This is a genomic window from Chloracidobacterium sp. D, from assembly GCF_018304685.1.
GTDB lineage: Bacteria > Acidobacteriota > Blastocatellia > Chloracidobacteriales > Chloracidobacteriaceae > Chloracidobacterium > Chloracidobacterium thermophilum.
Genome location: NZ_CP072634.1, coordinates 1,232,790 through 1,251,165 on the forward strand (window position 1 = coordinate 1,232,790; position 18,376 = coordinate 1,251,165).

The 18,376-nt window shown below is 59.8% G+C and carries 17 protein-coding genes; 5 read left to right on the plus strand and 12 right to left on the minus strand.

Annotated elements, in window-relative coordinates:
* Positions 1 to 64: 64 nt before the first annotated feature.
* The 6 genes from J8C01_RS05145 to J8C01_RS05170 all read right to left on the minus strand — a co-directional run bounded on the left by J8C01_RS05145 (position 65) and on the right by J8C01_RS05170 (position 6,473).
* Complete coding sequence (locus tag J8C01_RS05145; protein ID WP_211432609.1) at positions 65 to 853, minus strand: pilus assembly FimT family protein; 789 nt, start codon at positions 851 to 853, stop codon at positions 65 to 67.
* A 182-nt stretch (positions 854 to 1,035) separates the two neighbouring features.
* Positions 1,036 to 2,901, minus strand: coding sequence for a protein kinase domain-containing protein (locus tag J8C01_RS05150; RefSeq protein WP_211432610.1), 1,866 nt, complete (start codon positions 2,899 to 2,901; stop codon positions 1,036 to 1,038).
* Positions 2,902 to 3,047: 146 nt separating this feature from the next.
* Complete coding sequence (locus J8C01_RS05155; RefSeq protein ID WP_211432611.1) at positions 3,048 to 3,800, minus strand: hypothetical protein; 753 nt, start codon at positions 3,798 to 3,800, stop codon at positions 3,048 to 3,050.
* 35 nt (positions 3,801 to 3,835) lie between these two features.
* Complete coding sequence (locus J8C01_RS05160; protein WP_211432612.1) at positions 3,836 to 4,960, minus strand: hypothetical protein; 1,125 nt, start codon at positions 4,958 to 4,960, stop codon at positions 3,836 to 3,838.
* Complete coding sequence (locus J8C01_RS05165) at positions 4,957 to 5,754, minus strand: hypothetical protein (RefSeq protein WP_014099554.1); 798 nt, start codon at positions 5,752 to 5,754, stop codon at positions 4,957 to 4,959. Before J8C01_RS05165 ends, J8C01_RS05160 begins: the two co-directional genes overlap by 4 nt.
* Positions 5,751 to 6,473 carry a hypothetical protein gene (locus J8C01_RS05170; protein ID WP_014099555.1) on the minus strand — a complete coding sequence of 241 codons (723 nt, stop codon included), beginning with the start codon at positions 6,471 to 6,473 and terminating at the stop codon, positions 5,751 to 5,753. Before J8C01_RS05170 ends, J8C01_RS05165 begins: the two co-directional genes overlap by 4 nt.
* Positions 6,474 to 6,747: 274 nt before the next feature.
* Between J8C01_RS05170 and J8C01_RS05175 the strand changes: the two genes are divergently transcribed.
* Positions 6,748 to 7,017: a glutaredoxin family protein gene (locus J8C01_RS05175; protein WP_228374076.1), complete on the plus strand. Its 270-nt coding sequence runs from the start codon at positions 6,748 to 6,750 to the stop codon at positions 7,015 to 7,017.
* Positions 7,018 to 7,079: 62 nt separating this feature from the next.
* Here the strand turns inward: J8C01_RS05175 and J8C01_RS05180 are convergent, their stop codons facing one another.
* Positions 7,080 to 8,111 carry a diguanylate cyclase gene (locus J8C01_RS05180; RefSeq protein ID WP_211432613.1) on the minus strand — a complete coding sequence of 344 codons (1,032 nt, stop codon included), beginning with the start codon at positions 8,109 to 8,111 and terminating at the stop codon, positions 7,080 to 7,082.
* 94 nt (positions 8,112 to 8,205) lie between these two features.
* On the opposite strand from J8C01_RS05180, the gene J8C01_RS05185 reads away from it, so the two are divergent.
* Both J8C01_RS05185 and J8C01_RS05190 read left to right on the plus strand, forming a co-directional pair.
* Complete coding sequence (locus J8C01_RS05185; RefSeq protein WP_211432614.1) at positions 8,206 to 9,486, plus strand: M16 family metallopeptidase; 1,281 nt, start codon at positions 8,206 to 8,208, stop codon at positions 9,484 to 9,486.
* A 40-nt stretch (positions 9,487 to 9,526) separates the two neighbouring features.
* Entirely contained in the window at positions 9,527 to 10,561 is a 1,035-nt protein-coding gene (locus J8C01_RS05190) for a M28 family metallopeptidase (RefSeq protein ID WP_211432615.1), read from the plus strand.
* A gap of 6 nt (positions 10,562 to 10,567) precedes the next feature.
* On the opposite strand, the gene J8C01_RS05195 is transcribed toward J8C01_RS05190, so the two are convergent.
* The 5 genes from J8C01_RS05195 to rpsU (J8C01_RS05215) all read right to left on the minus strand — a co-directional run bounded on the left by J8C01_RS05195 (position 10,568) and on the right by rpsU (J8C01_RS05215) (position 15,169).
* Positions 10,568 to 11,734 (minus strand): penicillin-binding transpeptidase domain-containing protein, encoded by a 1,167-nt coding sequence (locus tag J8C01_RS05195; protein WP_211432616.1) that lies wholly within the window; start codon positions 11,732 to 11,734, stop codon positions 10,568 to 10,570.
* Positions 11,735 to 12,275: 541 nt separating this feature from the next.
* Entirely contained in the window at positions 12,276 to 12,476 is a 201-nt protein-coding gene (rpsU, locus tag J8C01_RS05200) for a 30S ribosomal protein S21 (RefSeq protein WP_014099561.1), read from the minus strand.
* 433 nt (positions 12,477 to 12,909) lie between these two features.
* A complete protein-coding gene (locus tag J8C01_RS05205) occupies positions 12,910 to 13,536 on the minus strand; it encodes a hypothetical protein (protein ID WP_211432617.1) in 627 nt (208 codons plus the stop codon).
* Positions 13,537 to 13,847: 311 nt separating this feature from the next.
* A complete protein-coding gene (locus tag J8C01_RS05210) occupies positions 13,848 to 14,789 on the minus strand; it encodes a hypothetical protein (protein WP_211432618.1) in 942 nt (313 codons plus the stop codon).
* Complete coding sequence (gene rpsU / locus J8C01_RS05215) at positions 14,735 to 15,169, minus strand: 30S ribosomal protein S21 (RefSeq protein ID WP_211432619.1); 435 nt, start codon at positions 15,167 to 15,169, stop codon at positions 14,735 to 14,737. Before rpsU (J8C01_RS05215) ends, J8C01_RS05210 begins: the two co-directional genes overlap by 55 nt.
* A 531-nt stretch (positions 15,170 to 15,700) precedes the next feature.
* Between rpsU (J8C01_RS05215) and J8C01_RS05220 the strand changes: the two genes are divergently transcribed.
* The gene (locus J8C01_RS05220) at positions 15,701 to 17,089 is read left to right on the plus strand and encodes an energy transducer TonB (RefSeq protein WP_211432620.1); all 1,389 of its coding nucleotides are present in this window, start codon (positions 15,701 to 15,703) and stop codon (positions 17,087 to 17,089) included.
* An 8-nt stretch (positions 17,090 to 17,097) separates the two neighbouring features.
* A complete protein-coding gene (locus J8C01_RS05225) occupies positions 17,098 to 18,369 on the plus strand; it encodes a thymidine phosphorylase (RefSeq protein ID WP_211432621.1) in 1,272 nt (423 codons plus the stop codon).
* The last annotated feature ends 7 nt before the right edge of the window (positions 18,370 to 18,376 follow it).

Sequence of the window (18,376 nt, forward strand, 5' to 3'; positions counted from 1 at the left end):
CACAAGGTTGTCATACACATGGCTTTCAGGTGGCTCTTCAAAGAGTGCGCTTTCGTATGGAGATTCAGCTCGTTGCCTGGCGGTCGCCGCTGACCCAGATGCCCTGCCCCGGGGCGTTGCCGCCGGCGTTCTTCCACATCAGCACCCGCCCCGTCAGTCCAAAAATGGTGATGGCGCGGGCCTGGGTGCTGCGGGTGCTAGGAGAGCCAAGCTCACAGCTCAGAAAGATGGTACCGTTGAATGGGACATTTTTGAGGTTTGAAGTCGGATCAGCCGTGGGTGGCGTGTTGATGATGGAGCCATCACTTTTGAAGGTCAGAATGGCGCTTTCATCACCACTCATGCCGATGTCCACGCCGCAGCGGTCGGTGAGAAAGGTAAAGGTGTTGTTGTCGAACGGCAGCTCAGGCAGATTCAGGACTGTGGCCGGCGGGGTCAGCACACCCGTCCCGCTTTCTGTAAAACGCTTGAAACGGTAGTCCGGCGGCAGGCTGTTGCGGCTTACCACCACTGCTGTCGTGTTGTAGGTGGTGTTGTCGGCGGCAACGTTGCGGGCATCGTTGGTGTAGCGAATGACAACATAGCCATCGGAAACCTCATCCGGCCGGCGGAAAAGAATCATCTGATACGTATTGCGCTGCCCCATCGCCAGAGCGCGGGTTTCCCGAATCGCTGCGGTCAGTTGACTTCCGGCCGAGTCGGCGGCGACGGCTTTGCGGTAGGAAATGATAAAAATGCCGGAAAGCGCTGCCAGAATACCGAGCACCGAGATGACGGTGAGTAGTTCAACAAGCGAAAAACCTCTTTCCTGACGACTTTCCCGGCGACCAAACCAACGACTGTTGTGTGCCATCGTGGACCTCCTGCTGTGGCAGGTTTTGCCTCTAGGGTGAGACAAACACCGTGCCACAGCCTGCGCACTTTCGATGGGGCAGGTAACAACAAGCGGAATAACAAGTTATCGCTTCAGATTGAGGTGCGAAGCCGGCTCCCGGCTACGGTGCAGCCGGGAGGCCTGTTACTGAAAGTAACAGGCTAAACAATAACCGCGCGTCGCCGGGCAGCGATGCGGCTGTAAAGGAAGGCCAAAGCCGCAATGGCCACTGCACGGATGCCAAACCAGTCCAGCGTGGGCATCCCCCAGTGATTGGCCAGCGCGCCGAGGGCTGCCACGACTGTCCCCCCTACCACGACGATCAGGTAGACTGCCCGGAAGATGTTGAAGACCATCACCAGGAAGGGCACCGGTCGGTAGGGATAAACATAGTCGGCCAGCAACAGACAGGTTGGCACGACGATTACGGATGCCATACCCGCACTGCTGGTCCACCAGGAGATTCCGGCCATCAGGGTTCTGTCCCAGCGGAGCGAGAGCGGATCGGAAGGAAAGGCAGCAAAGGCCGTCAGACCGGCCAGGATACCCACGATAGTCAGGAGGGTATCCAGTGCGATGTTGAGTCCAGAGGTCGGAAGTGCGCCAGGTGTGACCGGAGGAGAAGTGGGCGCCAGTGGTGGCGGCAGGGACCCGGTGGAGGGGCGCAGCTTGCTGGTGTGGGTAGGTGGTGAGCCGGTCGGTGGGACAAAGCTGCCCGTAGCCGGACTGGCCGACAGGGACACGCCCACTGCCGGAGCTGTTGCCAAGACCGTCGTTTTGTGGGTCAGACGGATTTCCAGGCTTTGGTCACTGTTGCCCATGACGACCGTCCGCGCCAGATCATTCCAGCCCGGCGCGGTAAACCGGATGCGGTACTCTCCCGGCGGCAGGCGCAGCTCGAACCGCCCTTGGGCATCGGATTTGCCGCGAAAATCGCCGTCCACTTCAATCGTGCAGTTGCCCGGAAGCGTGGTGAGGAGCAGCCGTGGAGAAGTCTGAAGCCGTGCCGAGGCGTCAGCCGGGGCTTTGGGTTCAATGGCGGCCTCAAGTTCAGCCAGAAGTTCGCGGACGCTCGCCTGGCGGTTGGCCGGATTTTTGGCCAGAGCGCGGAGAATCACCGCTTCCAGTTCCGGGGACACGGCCGGATTACGCGCCCGGATACTTGGCGGGGGCTGGGTCAGATGCCCGGAGACGATGGCGGCAAAGGAGTCTCCCCGAAAGGGCACGTCTTTGGTCAGCATCTGGTAGAGAATCACCCCCAGACTGTAGATGTCTGAGCGGGCATCCACCGGCTTGGAAGAGCACTGCTCCGGCGACATGTAAAACGGCGTTCCCATGATGCCGGTCTTCAGATCGGCGTGGTCATCCCCCAGAATTTCATCGTTGAGGATTTTGGCCAGCCCGAAGTCAAGGACCTTGACGGTCATTTGTGAAGCCTTTGAAGTCGGGGCCGGTTCATCAGTCAAAACCAGGCCCAAATCCTCCAGGTTATTCGCTCCGTCCGGCTCGTGAACCATGATGTTGGCGGGCTTGAGATCACGGTGAACCAGCTTCAGATCGTGAGCCGCCGCGATGCCCGCAATGGCCTGCCTGAAAATTTCGAGGATGCGCTTTGGCGGCATCGGCGCTTCGCGGGCGATGATTTCGTTGAGCGGCCGCCCCTCGACGTACTCCATCACAATGTAGCGCGTTCCGTCGGGAGTGATACCAAAGTCCAGGGCGCGCACGACGTTAGGGTGTTCAATGGCGTTGGCGGCCCGGGCTTCACGTTGAAACCGGTTGACGGCGGTGGCATCCGTGGAGGCGTACTCCTGAAGCAACGTTTTGACTGCCACTGTGCGCCCCAGGTGGATGTGTTTGGCGCGATAGACCGCCCCCATCCCACCGCGCCCAAGGCACTTCTCAAGCTGGTACTTGTTGTCGAGAAGCCGGCTCCCCCGCAGGGACTGGGTGAGAGTGGCCCCATCGTGCGGGCAAACCGCAAGGTCATCCTCAAAGCAGTGTTTGCACTTGGGACACTCTTTCATGGGTCAATCCAGTAGCGGTCATAAACGATTTTATCGAGGTTAAGACCACGTCCTCAAAGGAGGTCGCAGAAGACGGCTGAAGTGTTAGTTCAAGCTATACATGTAGCACACTTGGGGCAGCAAGCGTCCAGTCAAATACCGTGAGTTTACGGGATGGGCAGCACCCGGCGCTCGCAGGGGGTGCCCACGACCACACTACCATCGGGGCGAGCAGCAGGGGGGCCGTACATAAATAGCCAAGTGTCGTAGGTGACATCCTCGCCAAATACGGTTGTGAAGGCCGGCTTGGGAATGCTCCCGACGACGCCCACAATCGGTCTCTGTGAGGCAAATCCATCGTCGTCGTCCCCGTCATCATCCTCACCCGGTGGTTGGGGGAGCATCCCGCCAGAGGGATCAAAAGTGCCGCCAAAGCCGCCCTGATTGACGACACTGGCCGTCAGCGCCACGTAGCTGGCGGGCACCGGTTGGCCTGTAAAGGACGACCAGCGTTCAAGATACCGTCTGATGAGCGGGTCGCCGATGCGTACCGTACGCCACTCCTTGCCAGTAAACGGGTCACGGAGGGCAGACGGGCGTAGCAGGCGCAGGCGTTGTCCGTTGATGTTGACTTCCTTCGTCAGGTCACTGAGCTTCAGGGGAAAGGGGGCACCGGGGTTGAGCGGCGCAATCCGTCCGGCATTGTTGTAGCGTGCAATGGCCTTGGCGACAGCGCAGCCCCGAACAATGAACTCCGCCTCCCGCTCCCGTTGGCGCTCGATCTGGCTGGTATCGGCCTGCATGGTCAGCAGGATGATCATGGCGGCCAGAGCGAAAATGAGAAACAACAGTATGTAGCCGCGTTCCCGATGACGCCGCTGGGTGCGACGCAGCCGACCGAAAGCACGACAACGCATCATGGTTCCGAAACCGCCAATGGGCGTGAACGCTGTGGTTACTGGTTGGGTGGCCGCTGGCGACTGAACGGGCGCAGGGGACGCCCATTACCATCCATTGGCTTGTTCGGGTCGCCCACGATGACCGGTATTCCTCCCTGTCCATGCTGGGGCTTGGTGATGGGCCTGATGGGCGTCTGGGGTTGTCCCTGAACGGGCTGCCCCGCGCTGTCATACTGAACCGGTGGTTGCCCCCCATAAGGTGCCTGATAGTTCTGCGGAGGCTGGTAGCCTGGAGGGGAGTACCCCTGTGGGGAACCACCGACCGGTAGCGTGGGGGGGCCGCCTGTCGGAGCCGGCCCGCTCGAAAGGGGCATGGTGTGGCTGACACCGGGCAGTTGGGTGTCCTCGACGATGATCTGTTCGCTGGTGATGCTCTTGACCCGGAATCGTCCAATGGGTTCGTTGGGGCGAACCGTCTGGTACTCATTGGTGGTGGCCAGGACGGCGCGTGGGTTTTGCCCTCCCGCATCGGTCACCATGCCAATGTAGCGGTACTCGTCATTTGGGTTAGGTGGGGGGTCAATTTTCAGGGTGACATCGTTCGAGTACCACTTCGATTCCTGTCCCGGAACAACGACGCGGACGGTGGCCGTCCGGGGTTGGGCGGTCAGGTCGGGCGTCAGGCGCACCCGCAACTGCCGGTCTCCCTTGCGCTCCGCCGCCAGGGTTTCCCCGTCTATGACGACACGCACGCCTTCCGGCAGAGGCTGGGCATCCACCGTGAGTTCATAAGTCATGGTCGAGCGTGCATAGACGCTCGGAGGATAAACCGACTGAAGGGTAATTGGTGGCGGCGGTGGCGGTGGGACCGGTTTGGGTGGTGGTGGCGGCAGGTAGTCAAAGATGTTGCGGGGAGACTCCGGTACGGCAGGTGGTATCACCGGCGTCAGTGTGGTCCGGGCCATGCGCACGAGAGTACCTTCCACAACGACCGGTGGAGATGCCGCCGGCTTGTTGTCCGTCCTACCCTGTTCTAGGTCGGTTGCCCGAATCAGTCCTGGGCGAAGGGGCGCCACTCCGGCTGCCTCTGTCCCGCCGGTGTCAAACCAGACATAGAGCAAGGCGGCCAGTGAGCTGACAAACAGAACGCTGACGAGAACGGTCTTCTGAGTCTGATTCATGGCTGTGGTCTTGTGGACGGCCCGGCCGTCGGCTGGGGCTGGCGTGCCGCAGACACCGGACCGCCCAGGGGAGCGCCAGGTTCGCTTCGGAAATAAGCGGTCAGGGAGAGTGCGATGGTCAGTTCGTTTGGGTTGGCAGGATTCTCACCCATCACGGCACCCGACGGCATGCCGCCGGATGGCGATGGACGTTCTCCAGGGGTGAAACTCAAAAGCTGGAGCAGAAGAAACTGGCGGCTTTGTTCGAGGGCATGGATGAAGCGCCGGATGTTGCGATAGTTGCCGGTGATCCCAAGTTTGACCTCAAAGGTCGGGTAACTCTGGATGAACTGGTTCTGTGGTTCACGGGAGGAGGCACCCGCCGCCGGGCCTTTGTTCTGGTCCGTCAGCAGAAAGGCCACCGTGTCGGTCAGCTTGACGTCATGTTTACGTGCCAGGGCGTTGATTTCGTCAATCAGAGCCAGTTGCCCGACACGGGCATCGCGTAGCAACTCACGTTCAAAGCGCCGCCAGTTTTCCATCGCACCGTTGAATGCTGCGGCTTCCTGCTCCAGTCGCTGCCGCTCCATCCGCAGGTTTTCCGTCTGGCGGCGGAGGTTGCTGGTTTCACGGGAAATACGGCTCAAGCGCTGGTTGAGCGGTTCCAACAGCATCTGGTAGCCCGTCACCACACCGGCCAGGCACAGGACCCAGACGGCCATTCCAAGCCATTCGGGCCACTGAAGATAACGCTGCCGTACGACTGTCCCGCGCCAGCCGCGCCAGCCAACCCAGCGTCGCCAAAGCCAGTTCATCGCTTCACCTCCTTGGGCGCGGGACTTCCCGTGGCCAGCATCGTCCCACCTGGGCGATAGCGACCGTGGAGGGTGAATTCAACTTCCTGCCGGCCATCAGCCCCCCGTTGGTCTGAAGGGACGGCCTGGGTATTGGGGTCGAAGTAAAAGATGCCCCGCTCATCACAGGCACGGATAAAAGCCGTGACGGCTTCGGGCTTGGGGGCCCGGACGGTGACGGTGAACGGCACTTCCTGGGAGACAGGCAAAGGGGAGTCCGTGTTCCCCCTGCCGGTTTCTTTTCCAGGCGAACGCTGGCTCAGAGCCGGATTGGCCTCACTGTCCTGTCGGAAGGCGATTTGCAGAATGCGGATGTCCGCCGGAAGCTGCTGTTCCATCTGCAGCAGCAGACGGGACCAGGAAAGTTGCCGCCGCTCCAGAAGATAGAGCGCCTCGCGCATGGCGCGCGCCTGCTCTGGGGTTGGCTGAAGCCCGGCACTGGCGGACTGTTCCCGGACCTTCGTAAGGCGCGCCTGCTCCAGGTCGTGGGTGGCCTGAGAGGCTTTTTGCAGCTCCACGTAGCGCTGTTCATCGGCCAGCAACTGGGTGTAGTGCCGGGTCAGGAAAACCGTGGCGAGGAGCAGAAGTCCAAAAGCCGCTGACAATCCCATCCAGAAAAGACGCCGATTGTAAAACGGCGTTGCGGAGAGATTGAGGCGATACACATCGTGCGTGGTCATGACATCACCTGATGGCTGGGTGCACCCCGCGCGGCACACCGGTTGTTCCGAACACTTCTGGTGCTCGAACGGAAGCTGGTTTTATCAGTTCCGTTCTCTTTTGTCCCTACCCCGTGCGTTTGTTGGCACTGGCTGCCGGATGTCTTTCATCATCACCGGTTGCGCGCGTCAAGATACTGTGGAGCTTGGTAACAGGTAAGCGGATTGGACATCCAGATGGGAAATTGACTACGATGGCCTCGTCTGACATTACCTTGATTCTGCGGGAAAGCCTTTGAAAGTCTATTCAACCAAGTGGTGTACGGACTGCATGCTCGCCAAGCAGTTCCTCAAGCAGCGGGGGATTGCCTTCGAGGACATTCTGCTGGAGACCAATCCAAGCGCCAAATCCTACATCATCGAGCGCTTGGGACGCGCCGCCAAAGTGCCGGTCATTGAAATTGGCGACCGGATATTTTCACTCAACCCTTTTGACCCGAACCGACTTGCCTCCGAGCTGTCCCTGATCCTCTCCCACGAGCCGTCTGACGCCGCCGGTGGGTAAGCATTGCCTGCCGTCTGGCTTGTCAGGCCGCCACTATAGATGGACAGGAGGGAAATGCCGCGCTAAGGCTTGACCGGCTGCGGTTGTTCTATAGTGAGGTGCTCCGTGGGGCTGTCGTCACCTGACGGCGGCGGTAACGGCAGGGAAGGCGGTGTGGCGCGGTTGGCCGCAGACTGCCCGGTTGTCTGAACCAGATTTCGCCCACGGCGCTTGGCTTCATACATCGCTTCATCCGCCCGCTGGATCAGGTCGTTGATCTGTGCGGCATCACCGGGATAGCTGGCAACCCCGATGCTGATGGTGAGGCTGAGTTTGTGGTGCGAAGCCGTGATCGAGGCTGTAAACGAAGTTCGTTCAATGGCCTGCCGAATCCGCTCGGCTGCTTCGTGCGCCCGCAGCCGGTCGGTTTCAGGCAGCAGGGCAATGTATTCTTCTCCGCCATAGCGCCCGGCGATGTCAGAGTCCCGCAGGGTTTCCCGAATGACCGTGGCGACTTCGCGGAGCACCTGACTGCCGACGAGGTGCCCGTAGGTGTCGTTGACCCGCTTGAAGTGGTCAATGTCCATCATCAGCAGCCCAAAGGGATGCCCGTAGCGGTTGGAGCGGGCCATTTCACGCTGCATCTCCAGGATGAAACTTTTACGGTTCAGCAGACCCGTCAGGTCATCGTGCGTGATGAGTTCCGTGATGCGGCGGTGGAATTCCTCATCAATGTCGTCGAGAAAGGTGAACTTGAGAATGTGGCGACCGATGGAGAATTTGTCTCCATCATGCAGCAGGACGGCCTCACCGGGGACAAGCGGAATGCCGTTGAGCTGCGTGCCGTTGGTGCTGCGCAGGTCTGTCAGCCAGTACTGGAAGTGTCCGGTTGGGGTTTCCAGACGCTCAATCCGGGCGTGCAGCCGTGAGGCCTCATCGTCATTTTCGAGGCGCAGCTCGGCATCCGAGCCGCGTCCAATACGGGTGATGGCGTGCTCGATGCGGAACGAACTCCCAAGGTAGTCGCCACGCATGTGAACAAGCGCCGGCCGTGCCTGCCGTGGACGCGCAAGCGGGTTGGCTTGCAATTTTTGCGTTTGATTGAGACTGTTCACGGGTCTCAGGATAGCCCCAAGCTTCAGGTTCATCAAGATGTGACCCAAATCAGGTCCGCTTCAAAAAGATAACCTACGAGTACAACCCTCTGTCATGCCCTTTGAACAAGCCGTCCACCGTGTCGTTTTGCCCAATGGATGTGTCGCCCTGCTGGCGGAACAGCCTGCGCTGCCGGTCGTGGCGCTGTATGCCATCGTGGCGTATGGCTCCCGCTATGAGCCGGAGTCCCAGGCCGGGTTGGCTTCTCTGCTGGGTGACATGCTCGATGAAGGGACAGCACAACACACGGCGCAGGACATTGCGCTGGCCATTGAAGCTACGGGAGCGCGGCTCAACACGTTTGGCGGATATGCCCGCAGCGGGTTGAGTCTGACGGCGCTGCGCGATGACTTTCCACGACTGCTCACCATCGCCGCCGATCTGTTACGCCACAGCCGGTTTCCTGAAGACCGCTTCGCCCTGTGCCAGGCGCGGCGGCTGGCGCAACTTCGGTCACGGGCCGACGACGCCCGGACCGTGGCTTCCGATGCTTTCGATGCGCTGGTCTATCCTGGACACCCGGCCGGCCGGCCGATTGTCGGTTATGAAACCACGGTTTCCCAACTGACGGTGGATGATCTGCGTGCGGCTTATGCCCGGTTCTTTGTCCCGAACAACCTGCTCATTGCCATCGTGGGCGATCTGCCGGTGGCGGAAATGGAGCGCCGGCTGATGGAGGTGTTGGCCGACTGGGAACCGGCGCCGGATTTTCTGCTCCCGACTGTGCCACCGGTTGCGCGCCAGACCGTGCCCCAGGAGCAGGTGCTGCCACGCCCGGACAAGGAGCAGATTCACATCCTGCTGGGCCACCTGGGAATTAACCGGACGCACCCGGATTACCACGCCCTGCGGGTGATGGATGTCATTCTGGGGGACAGCCCCGGCATGACGGCGCGGATTCCGCGCATCCTGCGGGATGACCTGGGATTGGCTTACACAACCTATGCCAACATCACGTCCACAGCCGGGGTTGATCCCGGTCGCTTCGTGGCCTACATCGGCACTTCGCCGGAGCACCAGACGAAAGCCATCGCGGCCATTCGGGATGAAATCGAACGGATGCGGCAGGAGGTCGTGACACCTGAAGAACTGGCCGCGGCCAAGGCGTATCTGACCGGCAGCTTCGTCTTCAATTTTGAAACCAATGCCCAGCGGGCGCTGTTTTTGATTGAGACCGAAATTCACGGGTTGGGGGACGATTACGCACAGCGTTATCCTGAACGGATTGATGCGGTCACGGCGGAGGAGGTGCTGCGGGTCAGCCAGCTTCATCTCAATCCGTCGGCGCTCACCACGGTCATCGCCGGCCCGGTCAGTTCAGATGCCGGATCGTGATCCGACCGGAGTGCAGGTTATCTGGAGGCATTACCATCGCATGCCCTTTCGTTTTCCCCCCGGTGGATGGCTGCCGGGAAGCACCCTGGCCATCATCACACTACTGACGGCCTGCAAGGCACCATCGAGCACCACCATTGTGCCGGCAGCCGCACCAAACCGGCCGGCCGAGCAGGTTGCTGCGCGTGAGAACCCGACGCCCTTCGATGCCGAACGCGCTTTCAAACACATTGAAAAGCAGGTCTCCTATGGCCCACGCCCGGCCGGTTCGGCGGCGCTGGGACGGTTGCGCGCCTGGCTCGTCGAAGAACTGAAAAGCTACGGCCTGACCGTGACCACGCAGCCCTTTGTCGCCAAAACCCCCTCGAAGAAGTTTCCCACCCTGCGCATGGAGAACGTCATCGCGGAGCTGCCTGGCAAAAGCCCGGAGGTCATCATCATCGCCAGCCACTACGACACCAAGTACATGGAAGACCAGGTGTTCGTCGGAGCGAATGACGCCGGCTCAAGCACGGCCGTCGTCCTCGAACTGGCGCGGGTGCTGGCGGCCATGTCGCCGGAAGAACGCGGCTTTCCCCACACGCTACAGTTTGTTTTCTTCGACGGCGAAGAGGCCGTTGTCGAGTGGCAGGACGATGACAACACCTACGGCTCCCGGCACTTTGTGGAGCGCCTTCAGTCCACGGGCCAGACAAAGCGGATCAAGGCCATGATCCTGCTGGACATGGTGGGCGATGCCGATCTGTCCATCCCCAGGGAGTATCAATCTTCGGCGTGGCTGGCGAACATTCTTCACGACACCGCGCACGAACTCGGCTACGGCATCTATTTTCCCAAAACGACCCATGCCATTGCCGATGACCATATCCCGTTTCTCAAGGCCGGGATTCCGGCCGTGGACCTGATTGACTTCACCTACGGTACGGATGAGGTCAACTTTGGGCCCGGCGGCCCTGAAAACGCCTACTGGCACACGGCGCGGGATACCGTGGACAAGCTGAGTCCGCGCAGCCTGAAAATCGTGGGCGACACGGTGCTGCGGGCGCTGCCCAAAATTGCCCGGGCGGCGCGCTAAGGGCCGTCAGTCGTTGGTTTCTTCTTCAGACACATCAGGTGTTTCAGCCGGTTCTTCGGTTGAAGGTGCAACCCGCCGCCGGAAAGCCGTGCGGCTGGCAACCTCCGCCCCACGGTAAATGGAGCCGGCAATCACCGAGGCGCTGGAGCCACGGGCCATCGAACCCTTGGTGATGACGGTCACGAGCAGCCCTGGCTTGCCGGGTGCATCCACAAATGACACGAACAAGCCGACGCGGGTGCGCGGGCTGAAATCACAGTTGCAGCTTCCGGTCTTTCCGGCGACGCCCAGCGCCGCCACACCAGACCGCCGTGCTGTGCCCTGCTCGACGGCACTGACCAACCCGACCAGCAGATCGCGGCGGATGTCTTCGGTCAGGGGCAGCGTCTGAACAGGGATGGGTTTGAAGCTGGCCACTTCGCGTGGCGTACGCAGAATCCGGGGACGGTACAGGATGCCGCCGTTGGCGATGGCACTGATGAAGGCGGCAAGCTGCACGGCGGTGACACCAAAGCCGTCTCCGTGGCTGCCCATGCGTCCCAGATCGGCTGGCGGGTGACGCGGAATGACGCCGCTGGTTTCGCCGGGCAGGTTGATGCCGGTTTTCCGTCCAAAACCGGCCTGCCCGGCATAAAACAGGAAGCGCTCAAAGCCAAGCCGGTGTGCCAGCACCTGAAAGTATTCGTTGTTGGATTGCGCCATCGCCGTCCGCAATGTCCAGCTCTGGCTGCCAGCCGGGATAATTTCATCGGCGGTGGTGAGCTTTTCCTGAAGGGCTGCGTATCCGGTCAGCACCTTGATGGTGGAGCACGGTTTGAAGGGGGTCCGCACGGCCCACTGCTGGTTGACGATGCTGAGCACCCGGCCCGTCCACGGTTCCATGACAACGACTGTCCCGGCCCGGTCGCCGAGTGCGTCGAGCGCCAACTGGCGAATGGCCAGGTCTTCCCCGCGCAGGTCATCCCGTTTGATGTTGTACCGGGTTGCTTGTTGGAGTTGTTCATCCAGGGCGCGGATGCGGGCCAGTTCTGCCAGACGCGCCTGCTCGGCCCGGCGGCGCAGGGCGCGGTTTGCGGCCCGTGCTTCGGCCCGGGTGGGCGTCCGGCGGATGGCGGTGGCACGGGTGGTGTAATCCCGGCGTGCTCTGGTGTTGCGGGAGACTGTGCGCGCCACGGAAACCGATGCCCGCCGGCCACGGGGCACCGGAGCGGCCCTGGCCGTTTTCGCCACCACGTTTCTGCCGGACGGCTGGTGTCTGGCTGATGCTTTGCGGGCTGGTTCCCGGCCGGAAGTCATACGGTAGTCAGCCTTTGGGTTAGTGGCTGCGCTGTACTTGGAACGGCGTAGCCGGTGAGGCGGCCCTGGCTGCGCCTGGCGTGCATCTTTTCGGGCGCTTGCGGGAGACGCCTTTGGCGTTGGGCGCGAGGGCGGTGGAGTTTTAACCGGCCTTGCCGCGTGCCGGGTGGTTTGGGCAAGGGCCGGCAGTGCACTCAGCAACAACAATCCGGTGACCATTCCCCTGGCGACGATTCGGCAAACAAGCCAATGATGCTGACCGGCCATGGTGATACTCCAAAAAAGCGATGGTCAGGAAACATCGGAACGAAACTCCGCATGTCCCCTGACCACCGCTGGTTGCTGTATGATGATATGGTGTGTGTCCGCCGCTGAACCCGGATGGTTTCACCCAAATGGCATCCGGGGCCGACGAACGTCAATCCATCCGACGCTTGCGCATGCTGGAACGTTGCCGCTTGCGGGCCAGCTCAGACTTGAGCCGCCGTTTCTCCCCTGGTGGGATGAAGAAACGATGCCGCTTGACATCGGCAATGATGCCCTCGCGCTGCACCATCCGCTTGAAGCGCCGCAGCGCGCTGTCAATGGATTCATTCGGCGCGACTTCGACGATGGCCATGCGTGTTATTCACCACCTTGCTGCTTCATAGTGTTTTTGGCGAAGCAGGGCATGGTGGTTTAGTCGGGAAACGCTTGTCAAGGTATTCTGTGGCCCACGGCGTAACCTTTGCCGGAAGGTGCGTCAGCGACGGGCAAAAAGGCGGCAGCGGAGTCCGGTTCGGTGGCGCGCCGCGCTGTGTCGTCCATAGGACGAATGTCCTCAGTGATGTGCGCGAAGTCGGCTCCGGTTCACCCTCAAGTCACCACGGGGCTGGTCGTACCCTGAGCTTTTACTCTCTCTCTGAACTGCCACCCGCGAGTGTCTTTTCAGTTTCAGCACAGGGAAGCACGGGGAGGACCGTGCACTGAGGTGTTTGGACAGAGAAAAAGGCCAGGCAGGTATCCGACACCACCTGGCCTTGCAATGTTCTGACAGGAAATGATTTAGCACCCTAGAAGGCAACTTCAATCCCCATTTTGGACAGAGCCTGAATTATATCCTGGAGGGTAGCTTCTTTGAGAGCTATCCTCACATGCTCTTGAGCGTTACCTGAGTTTATGCGAAGCGGAAAACCGCTTACGAAGGACAGCCAGCTTACCATCTCGTCAGCAGGCATACTGAATTGCAAACTGATCTTTTCACCTGCCAGGAGTGCACTGCGCAAGTCCTGAAGTGCGCGGAAGTCCACGCCGTCAATTTCCACGGTTCCTCTTTTGGACAACTCTTCAAAGACCTCCCACACAGGAGCCCGTTTGAAATCAAAGCTGAAGAGGTCATCGGGTTCGGATGCCGTAAATACGATTTCTCTGCCGCTGATACGCGTGAGTTCAGAGGAGAGTTGTTCACTGTTGGAGTTGGTTACCTGAAATGTAACTTCTTTCGCTGCTCCTTTTCTTCCTTTTCCACAACCTGAGCCGCATCCTCCGCTTGTAGAACAGTAAGCGTAACAGCTACCCGGACATGTTGTAACCGTCGAGCAATTGTTAGTCCCGCAACTGCAAGTATCTGCGAGAGCGACCTGCATCGGGCTGACGAAAAACAGCAAGGACAGTGATGTGGCAGCAAGCGTTTTCTTCATGGTTTCACCCCCTTTGAGGATATTGTGGCAAGGCTCTACTTTTGTGTAGGCAACAGCCAATGTAGCAAGGTCAAAAAAAAAACGTCAACCGGAATCTGTCCTTTGGGCATCAGTAAGTGGAGCGCGCAATACTTGGCCCGGCTGTGGTGGGGGCTGCCACGAGCGGGAAATCCTTGAAACCAGCGATGCCCCACTCAGCCGGCTGGTCACCGCCAGCCGTCCACGTCGGTGATGTCGCCGCTGTGTTGCCCGCCAGGAAGCTGACTGACGCAGCTGCCCGCGTCGTTCGTCAAAGGAAATCCCATGAGGTTTTAATTACTTGGAGGAGCGATTGGTTGGGCTACTTTGGAACAATTATTGATACCTGCGCCCTCGATTAGGTAACAATTGATGATTTCCCCAGGGGGCACGTTTCTTACGCAGCTTTCACGTAGATTCCGGCAGGCCTTCAGGCAATCCTGATAGTCGCCCAGATTGGCTTTCTCTTGTACTTTGATTGCTGCTTCAGGAATTGAATGCTCCAGGTTGGGTATATCTTTTGTGGCAAGCACATAGAAACACTCAGCATAGAGCGAACGGGGATCAATCTCGGCAATCATGCGAAGCCACGGCATGTCATCTGAGAAATAAGCTTTGGCTGCTTCGGGGTTGCCAAGCGTGAGACCAGGCAAAGGCATTTTGGGAAGTTTTCCATCAGACATCTTGAAGTTTCTTAATGTTTCTGAGCAGACATAAGCAAAAACAAAGTCATTACCTGCTTCACCAACCAGCAACCCTGGGTATCGGAGATAACGAAATCGGTGCTGTGGAGCCGTTGTACGGTCAACTGTAATGACAATTTCCTGATGGGTTTCATAGATGGCGATTGTTGCAACCCCTTTGTTATTCTCCACAATCTGATAGTGGCCTTCCCTGAGATGCGATTTATCTCCTGGAGAACTGACGGCGAAACCGCCACCCGGAAATGATATGTTCGCCAGGCAGCCAGCGTCAGTGGCTGTGCAGGCGTAACCTTCTGCGGGAGCAACCTGTATAAGGCTGACGAAGAACAGTAAGGACAATGATGTAGCAGCCAGTGCCTTCTTCATGCTTTCACTCCCTTCAAAGATATTGTAATAAAACCCTGCTCTTGAGCAGGTGGCAGCCAATGTAGCAAGGTTGAAAAAAAATGTCAGCCGGAATTTTGAGCCTTTAGGCATTAAATAAGTAGAGCACGCAATGTCTGGCCCGGCTGTGGTGGTGGGGGCTGCCACGAGCGGGGTGATCCCTGTAACTTCAACAGTGATTCACATGCCGGTTCTTTTCGGGTCAGGACACGTGATACATTCAAAACGAGGTTGGCATAGTTGCTGCGGCAGTTTCCACCGCCCCAAGCTTCGATTGTTTCCGGATGGTGTTCTGCTTCTGAAGCCGGTTCTGACGCCAGCGCGACTTCCGCTTCACCCACCAGATGACCACGCCGCTGAGGCTCAGCATGGCAATGAACACGCTGCCTACGCTGACCAGAATCCGGTACGGCAGTTCGCCGATGCCGCCTGACATCAGCAATGATGCCCTCGCGCTGCACCATCTGCTTGAAGCGCCGTCGTGCGCTATCAATGGATTCGTTTGGTGCGGCTTCGACAGTGGCCATGCGTGTTGTTCACCACCTTGCTGCCGCATAGTGTTTTTGGCGAAGCAGGGCGCGGTGGTTTGCCCAAAAAACATTTGTCCAAGGTATCCCCGTTCCGCAGCCTGGTTTTTCGCCGGGGAGCGCCAGGTCCAAGGGAGCGTCAGAAGTATACCGTCCAGGCAGCGGACGAAACCTTTTCACGTTTCAGGCGTCTATCAACCCCAACGAACGTCTACCGTGACATCAGTGTGGGGGCTTGGCCGTGGAAAACGCAGAGGGTGCCGTCAACGGTTTGCCTCCCAATCCGTCTTTACCCATGGGCCACTTTTACGTAAGGTGTAAGGCTGGTAATGCTTCGTAGGACAAGAAGTGATCTTTTCGCCATCCCCATCAAACGGAATCTCTCGACGCGGCATCGGCAAAGATGACGGGAGCAGAGTCATGCGGGATGATTATCTGTGGGATAAGTCCGGCGAGCCGTCGCCAGCAAGCACTGGATTTGAAACTCAGCTTGGCCGGTATGGCCTTTGACATGTCGGGAGGGTGATGACCGTGAACGACTTCAATCGTGTCTCTGAAACGACGACTGCCACCGGAACGGTTGAACCGGGCGTATCCCCAAACACATCACAGTCGGCGTGGGTTCCCACGTTTGCCGGACTGCACAGTGAACCGCTGCTGGTTCGCCTGTGGAGCAACCTGAAGGATACCGTGCGGGACTTCATCCGCCACCCGGGGCAGTTTTTCTGGCACCAGCCTGCCCCGGACGAGCAGGGGATGTTTTCGTCAGGGCTGTATTTCGAGCCGACTTCGCGGAGTCTGTTCTCCAAGCTGGGTGAGTTTGTGCGTCAGCCGCGTGCTTTTCTGAGTCGTACACCCTCCACCCCGGTTCCCGATGCCCCCAACCTCACCCAGATTGACACGCCGCCGATATGGGTGCGAATCATGCGCGAAGTTTCCGATCTGGGGCGGCAGGTAAGGACGAATCCCGCTGGCTACGCGCGCGCCCAGTTTACCCTGACCCGTATGGAGCGGCAGCGCGCCCTGTTGTTTGGGTTGTGCTTCCTGTTTGCTTTCTTCGTCATGTCCGGGCTGATTGGGGCGCTGCTGATCTGGTCGCCACCGCTGGTCGTCGAACAGCAACCGGAAGAAGAAAAAGAAGAAATGCAGCTCATTTCGATGGTGGAGTTGCCGCCCCTGCCGCCACCGCCTCCGCCGGATGACCGTCCCAGCGGCGGCGGCGCCGGCTTTGGTCTCAAAACGCCGGGCAAAGGTGGCGGCGGCGGCGGCAAAACCGACCCGGAACCGGCCATGAAGGGACGGTTGCCCGAACCAACCCTTCAGCCTGATCAACAGATTGTTGACCCGACAACCAAGCCGCGCATCGAAGAACCCTCCCTGCCGGTGGCTCCAAAAATCATTGCTGATCCGAAATCTGTCCCGCCGCCGGAACTGAAGGTTCCGATTGGCGATCCCAACAGCAGCAATACGACCAAGCCTTCCGATGGTACAGGCAAACAGAACGCTGGTATCGGTAACGGCGGCGACGGGCGGAGCGTCGGCAGCGGGACCGGTCCTGGTGGCGGGCCCGGAAGCGGTGGTGGTGTCGGCGGTGGCGTCGCGGGCGGCCCGTCCGGGCGCGGCCTCGGCGAGGGCGAGGGGACAGGCGTGATTACCCAGCGTCCGAAACTTATTTATTCCGTCAGGCCAAAATACACCGAGGAAGCGCGGGCCAACAAAATCCAGGGAACGGTCGTGCTGTCAGCAACGGTCGGCCCCGATGGCTCACTCAGCAACATTCGGGTTATCAAGTCGCTTGGTTACGGTCTCGATGAAAAAGCCATTGAAGCTGCCCGGCAGTGTCGCTTTCAGCCGGCGATGGCCGATGGCCGTCCGGTGTCGGCAACCGTGAAGTTTTCGATGGAATTCCGCCTGCTCTAGCGCCCGGCATGCCGACAACCGTTGAACGGATCCGCCACAAACGCGATGGCGGCGAGTTATCTGCCGACGACATTGCCGCCTTGGTTGCCGGCTACACCCAGGGCAACATTCCCGACTATCAGATGGCAGCCTTTCTCATGGCTGCCTTTTTACGTGGGATGACCATCGCTGAAACCCGTGCCCTCACCGAAGCCATGCTCTATTCGGGCGAGGTCGTGGATTTCTCACATCTCCCACAAGCCAAGGTGGACAAGCACAGTACCGGTGGCGTTGGTGACAAAACTTCGCTGGCACTGGCCCCCATCGTGGCGGCAGCCGGAGTCGCCGTGCCGATGATTTCCGGGCGCGGGCTGGGGCACACCGGCGGCACCCTTGACAAACTCGAAGCCATTCCCGGTTTCCGTACCGATCTGCCGCTTGACACCTTCCGCCGGCTGGTGGAGCAGCTCGGCGTAGCGCTCATCGGACAAACCCGCGAAATTGCTCCAGCCGACAAAAAGCTCTATGCCCTGCGCGATGTCACCGGAACCGTCGAGTCTATTCCACTTATCACGGCCAGCATCATGTCGAAAAAGCTCGCCGAGGGAATTGACGCGCTTGTGCTGGATGTCAAGTTCGGCAGCGGGGCTTTCATGAAAACCCCGGCCGAAGCCCAGGCGTTGGCCGATGCCCTGACGGCCACCGGAGAATCCATGGGCAAGCGCATCCAGGCGCTGCTTACCGACATGAACCAACCGTTGGGTTGGGCCGTGGGCAATGCCCTGGAAGTCTGCGAGGCCCAGCAACTGCTGCGCGGCGAGCAGCTCACCGGACGCTTTGCCGATCTCACCTTCGAGCTGGCAGCCCACATGCTCCGGCTTGGGCAGGTGGCCGCCTTCGTTACCGAAGGCCAGACGCTCGCCCGCGCCATGGTGACGTCAGGAAAGGCACTGGAGAAGTGGCAAGCCATCATCAGGGCGCAGGGGGGCGACCCACAGGTGGCGGAAGATGACCAGCGGTTGCCACAGGCTGCCTACGAAACCGTTGTGCGTGCGTCACAGTCGGGCATAGTGACCGCCATGGATACCGAAGCCATTGGCCAGGCGGCCGTTCTGCTCGGCGCCGGACGACTTACCCTCGATGCCGTCATTGATCCGGCCGTCGGCTTCCGCATGGAAGTCGAACTTGGTGCGCCGGTGTCTGCCGGGGATGCGCTCGTCCGGGTGTACTACAACGCAGCCCAGGCGGTGCCCGAAGTTGAGCAGCGCCTTCTGGCGGCCATCACTATCACTCCAAACTAAGCATCCC

What these genes read in the sequence shown, in the direction of transcription:
- J8C01_RS05145 (WP_211432609.1), bottom strand. Translation starts at nt 853, where the DNA reads ATGGCACACAACAGTCGTTGGTTTGGTCGCCGGGAAAGTCGTCAGGAA.
- J8C01_RS05150 (WP_211432610.1), bottom strand. Translation starts at nt 2,901, where the DNA reads ATGAAAGAGTGTCCCAAGTGCAAACACTGCTTTGAGGATGACCTTGCG.
- J8C01_RS05155 (WP_211432611.1), bottom strand. Translation starts at nt 3,800, where the DNA reads ATGATGCGTTGTCGTGCTTTCGGTCGGCTGCGTCGCACCCAGCGGCGT.
- J8C01_RS05160 (WP_211432612.1), bottom strand. Translation starts at nt 4,960, where the DNA reads ATGAATCAGACTCAGAAGACCGTTCTCGTCAGCGTTCTGTTTGTCAGC.
- J8C01_RS05165 (WP_014099554.1), bottom strand. Translation starts at nt 5,754, where the DNA reads ATGAACTGGCTTTGGCGACGCTGGGTTGGCTGGCGCGGCTGGCGCGGG.
- J8C01_RS05170 (WP_014099555.1), bottom strand. Translation starts at nt 6,473, where the DNA reads ATGACCACGCACGATGTGTATCGCCTCAATCTCTCCGCAACGCCGTTT.
- J8C01_RS05185 (WP_211432614.1), top strand. Translation starts at nt 8,206, where the DNA reads ATGCCCTTTGAACAAGCCGTCCACCGTGTCGTTTTGCCCAATGGATGT.
- J8C01_RS05190 (WP_211432615.1), top strand. Translation starts at nt 9,527, where the DNA reads ATGCCCTTTCGTTTTCCCCCCGGTGGATGGCTGCCGGGAAGCACCCTG.
- rpsU (WP_014099561.1), bottom strand. Translation starts at nt 12,476, where the DNA reads ATGGCCATCGTCGAAGTCGCGCCGAATGAATCCATTGACAGCGCGCTG.
- J8C01_RS05205 (WP_211432617.1), bottom strand. Translation starts at nt 13,536, where the DNA reads ATGAAGAAAACGCTTGCTGCCACATCACTGTCCTTGCTGTTTTTCGTC.
- rpsU (WP_211432619.1), bottom strand. Translation starts at nt 15,169, where the DNA reads ATGGCCACTGTCGAAGCCGCACCAAACGAATCCATTGATAGCGCACGA.
- J8C01_RS05225 (WP_211432621.1), top strand. Translation starts at nt 17,098, where the DNA reads ATGCCGACAACCGTTGAACGGATCCGCCACAAACGCGATGGCGGCGAG.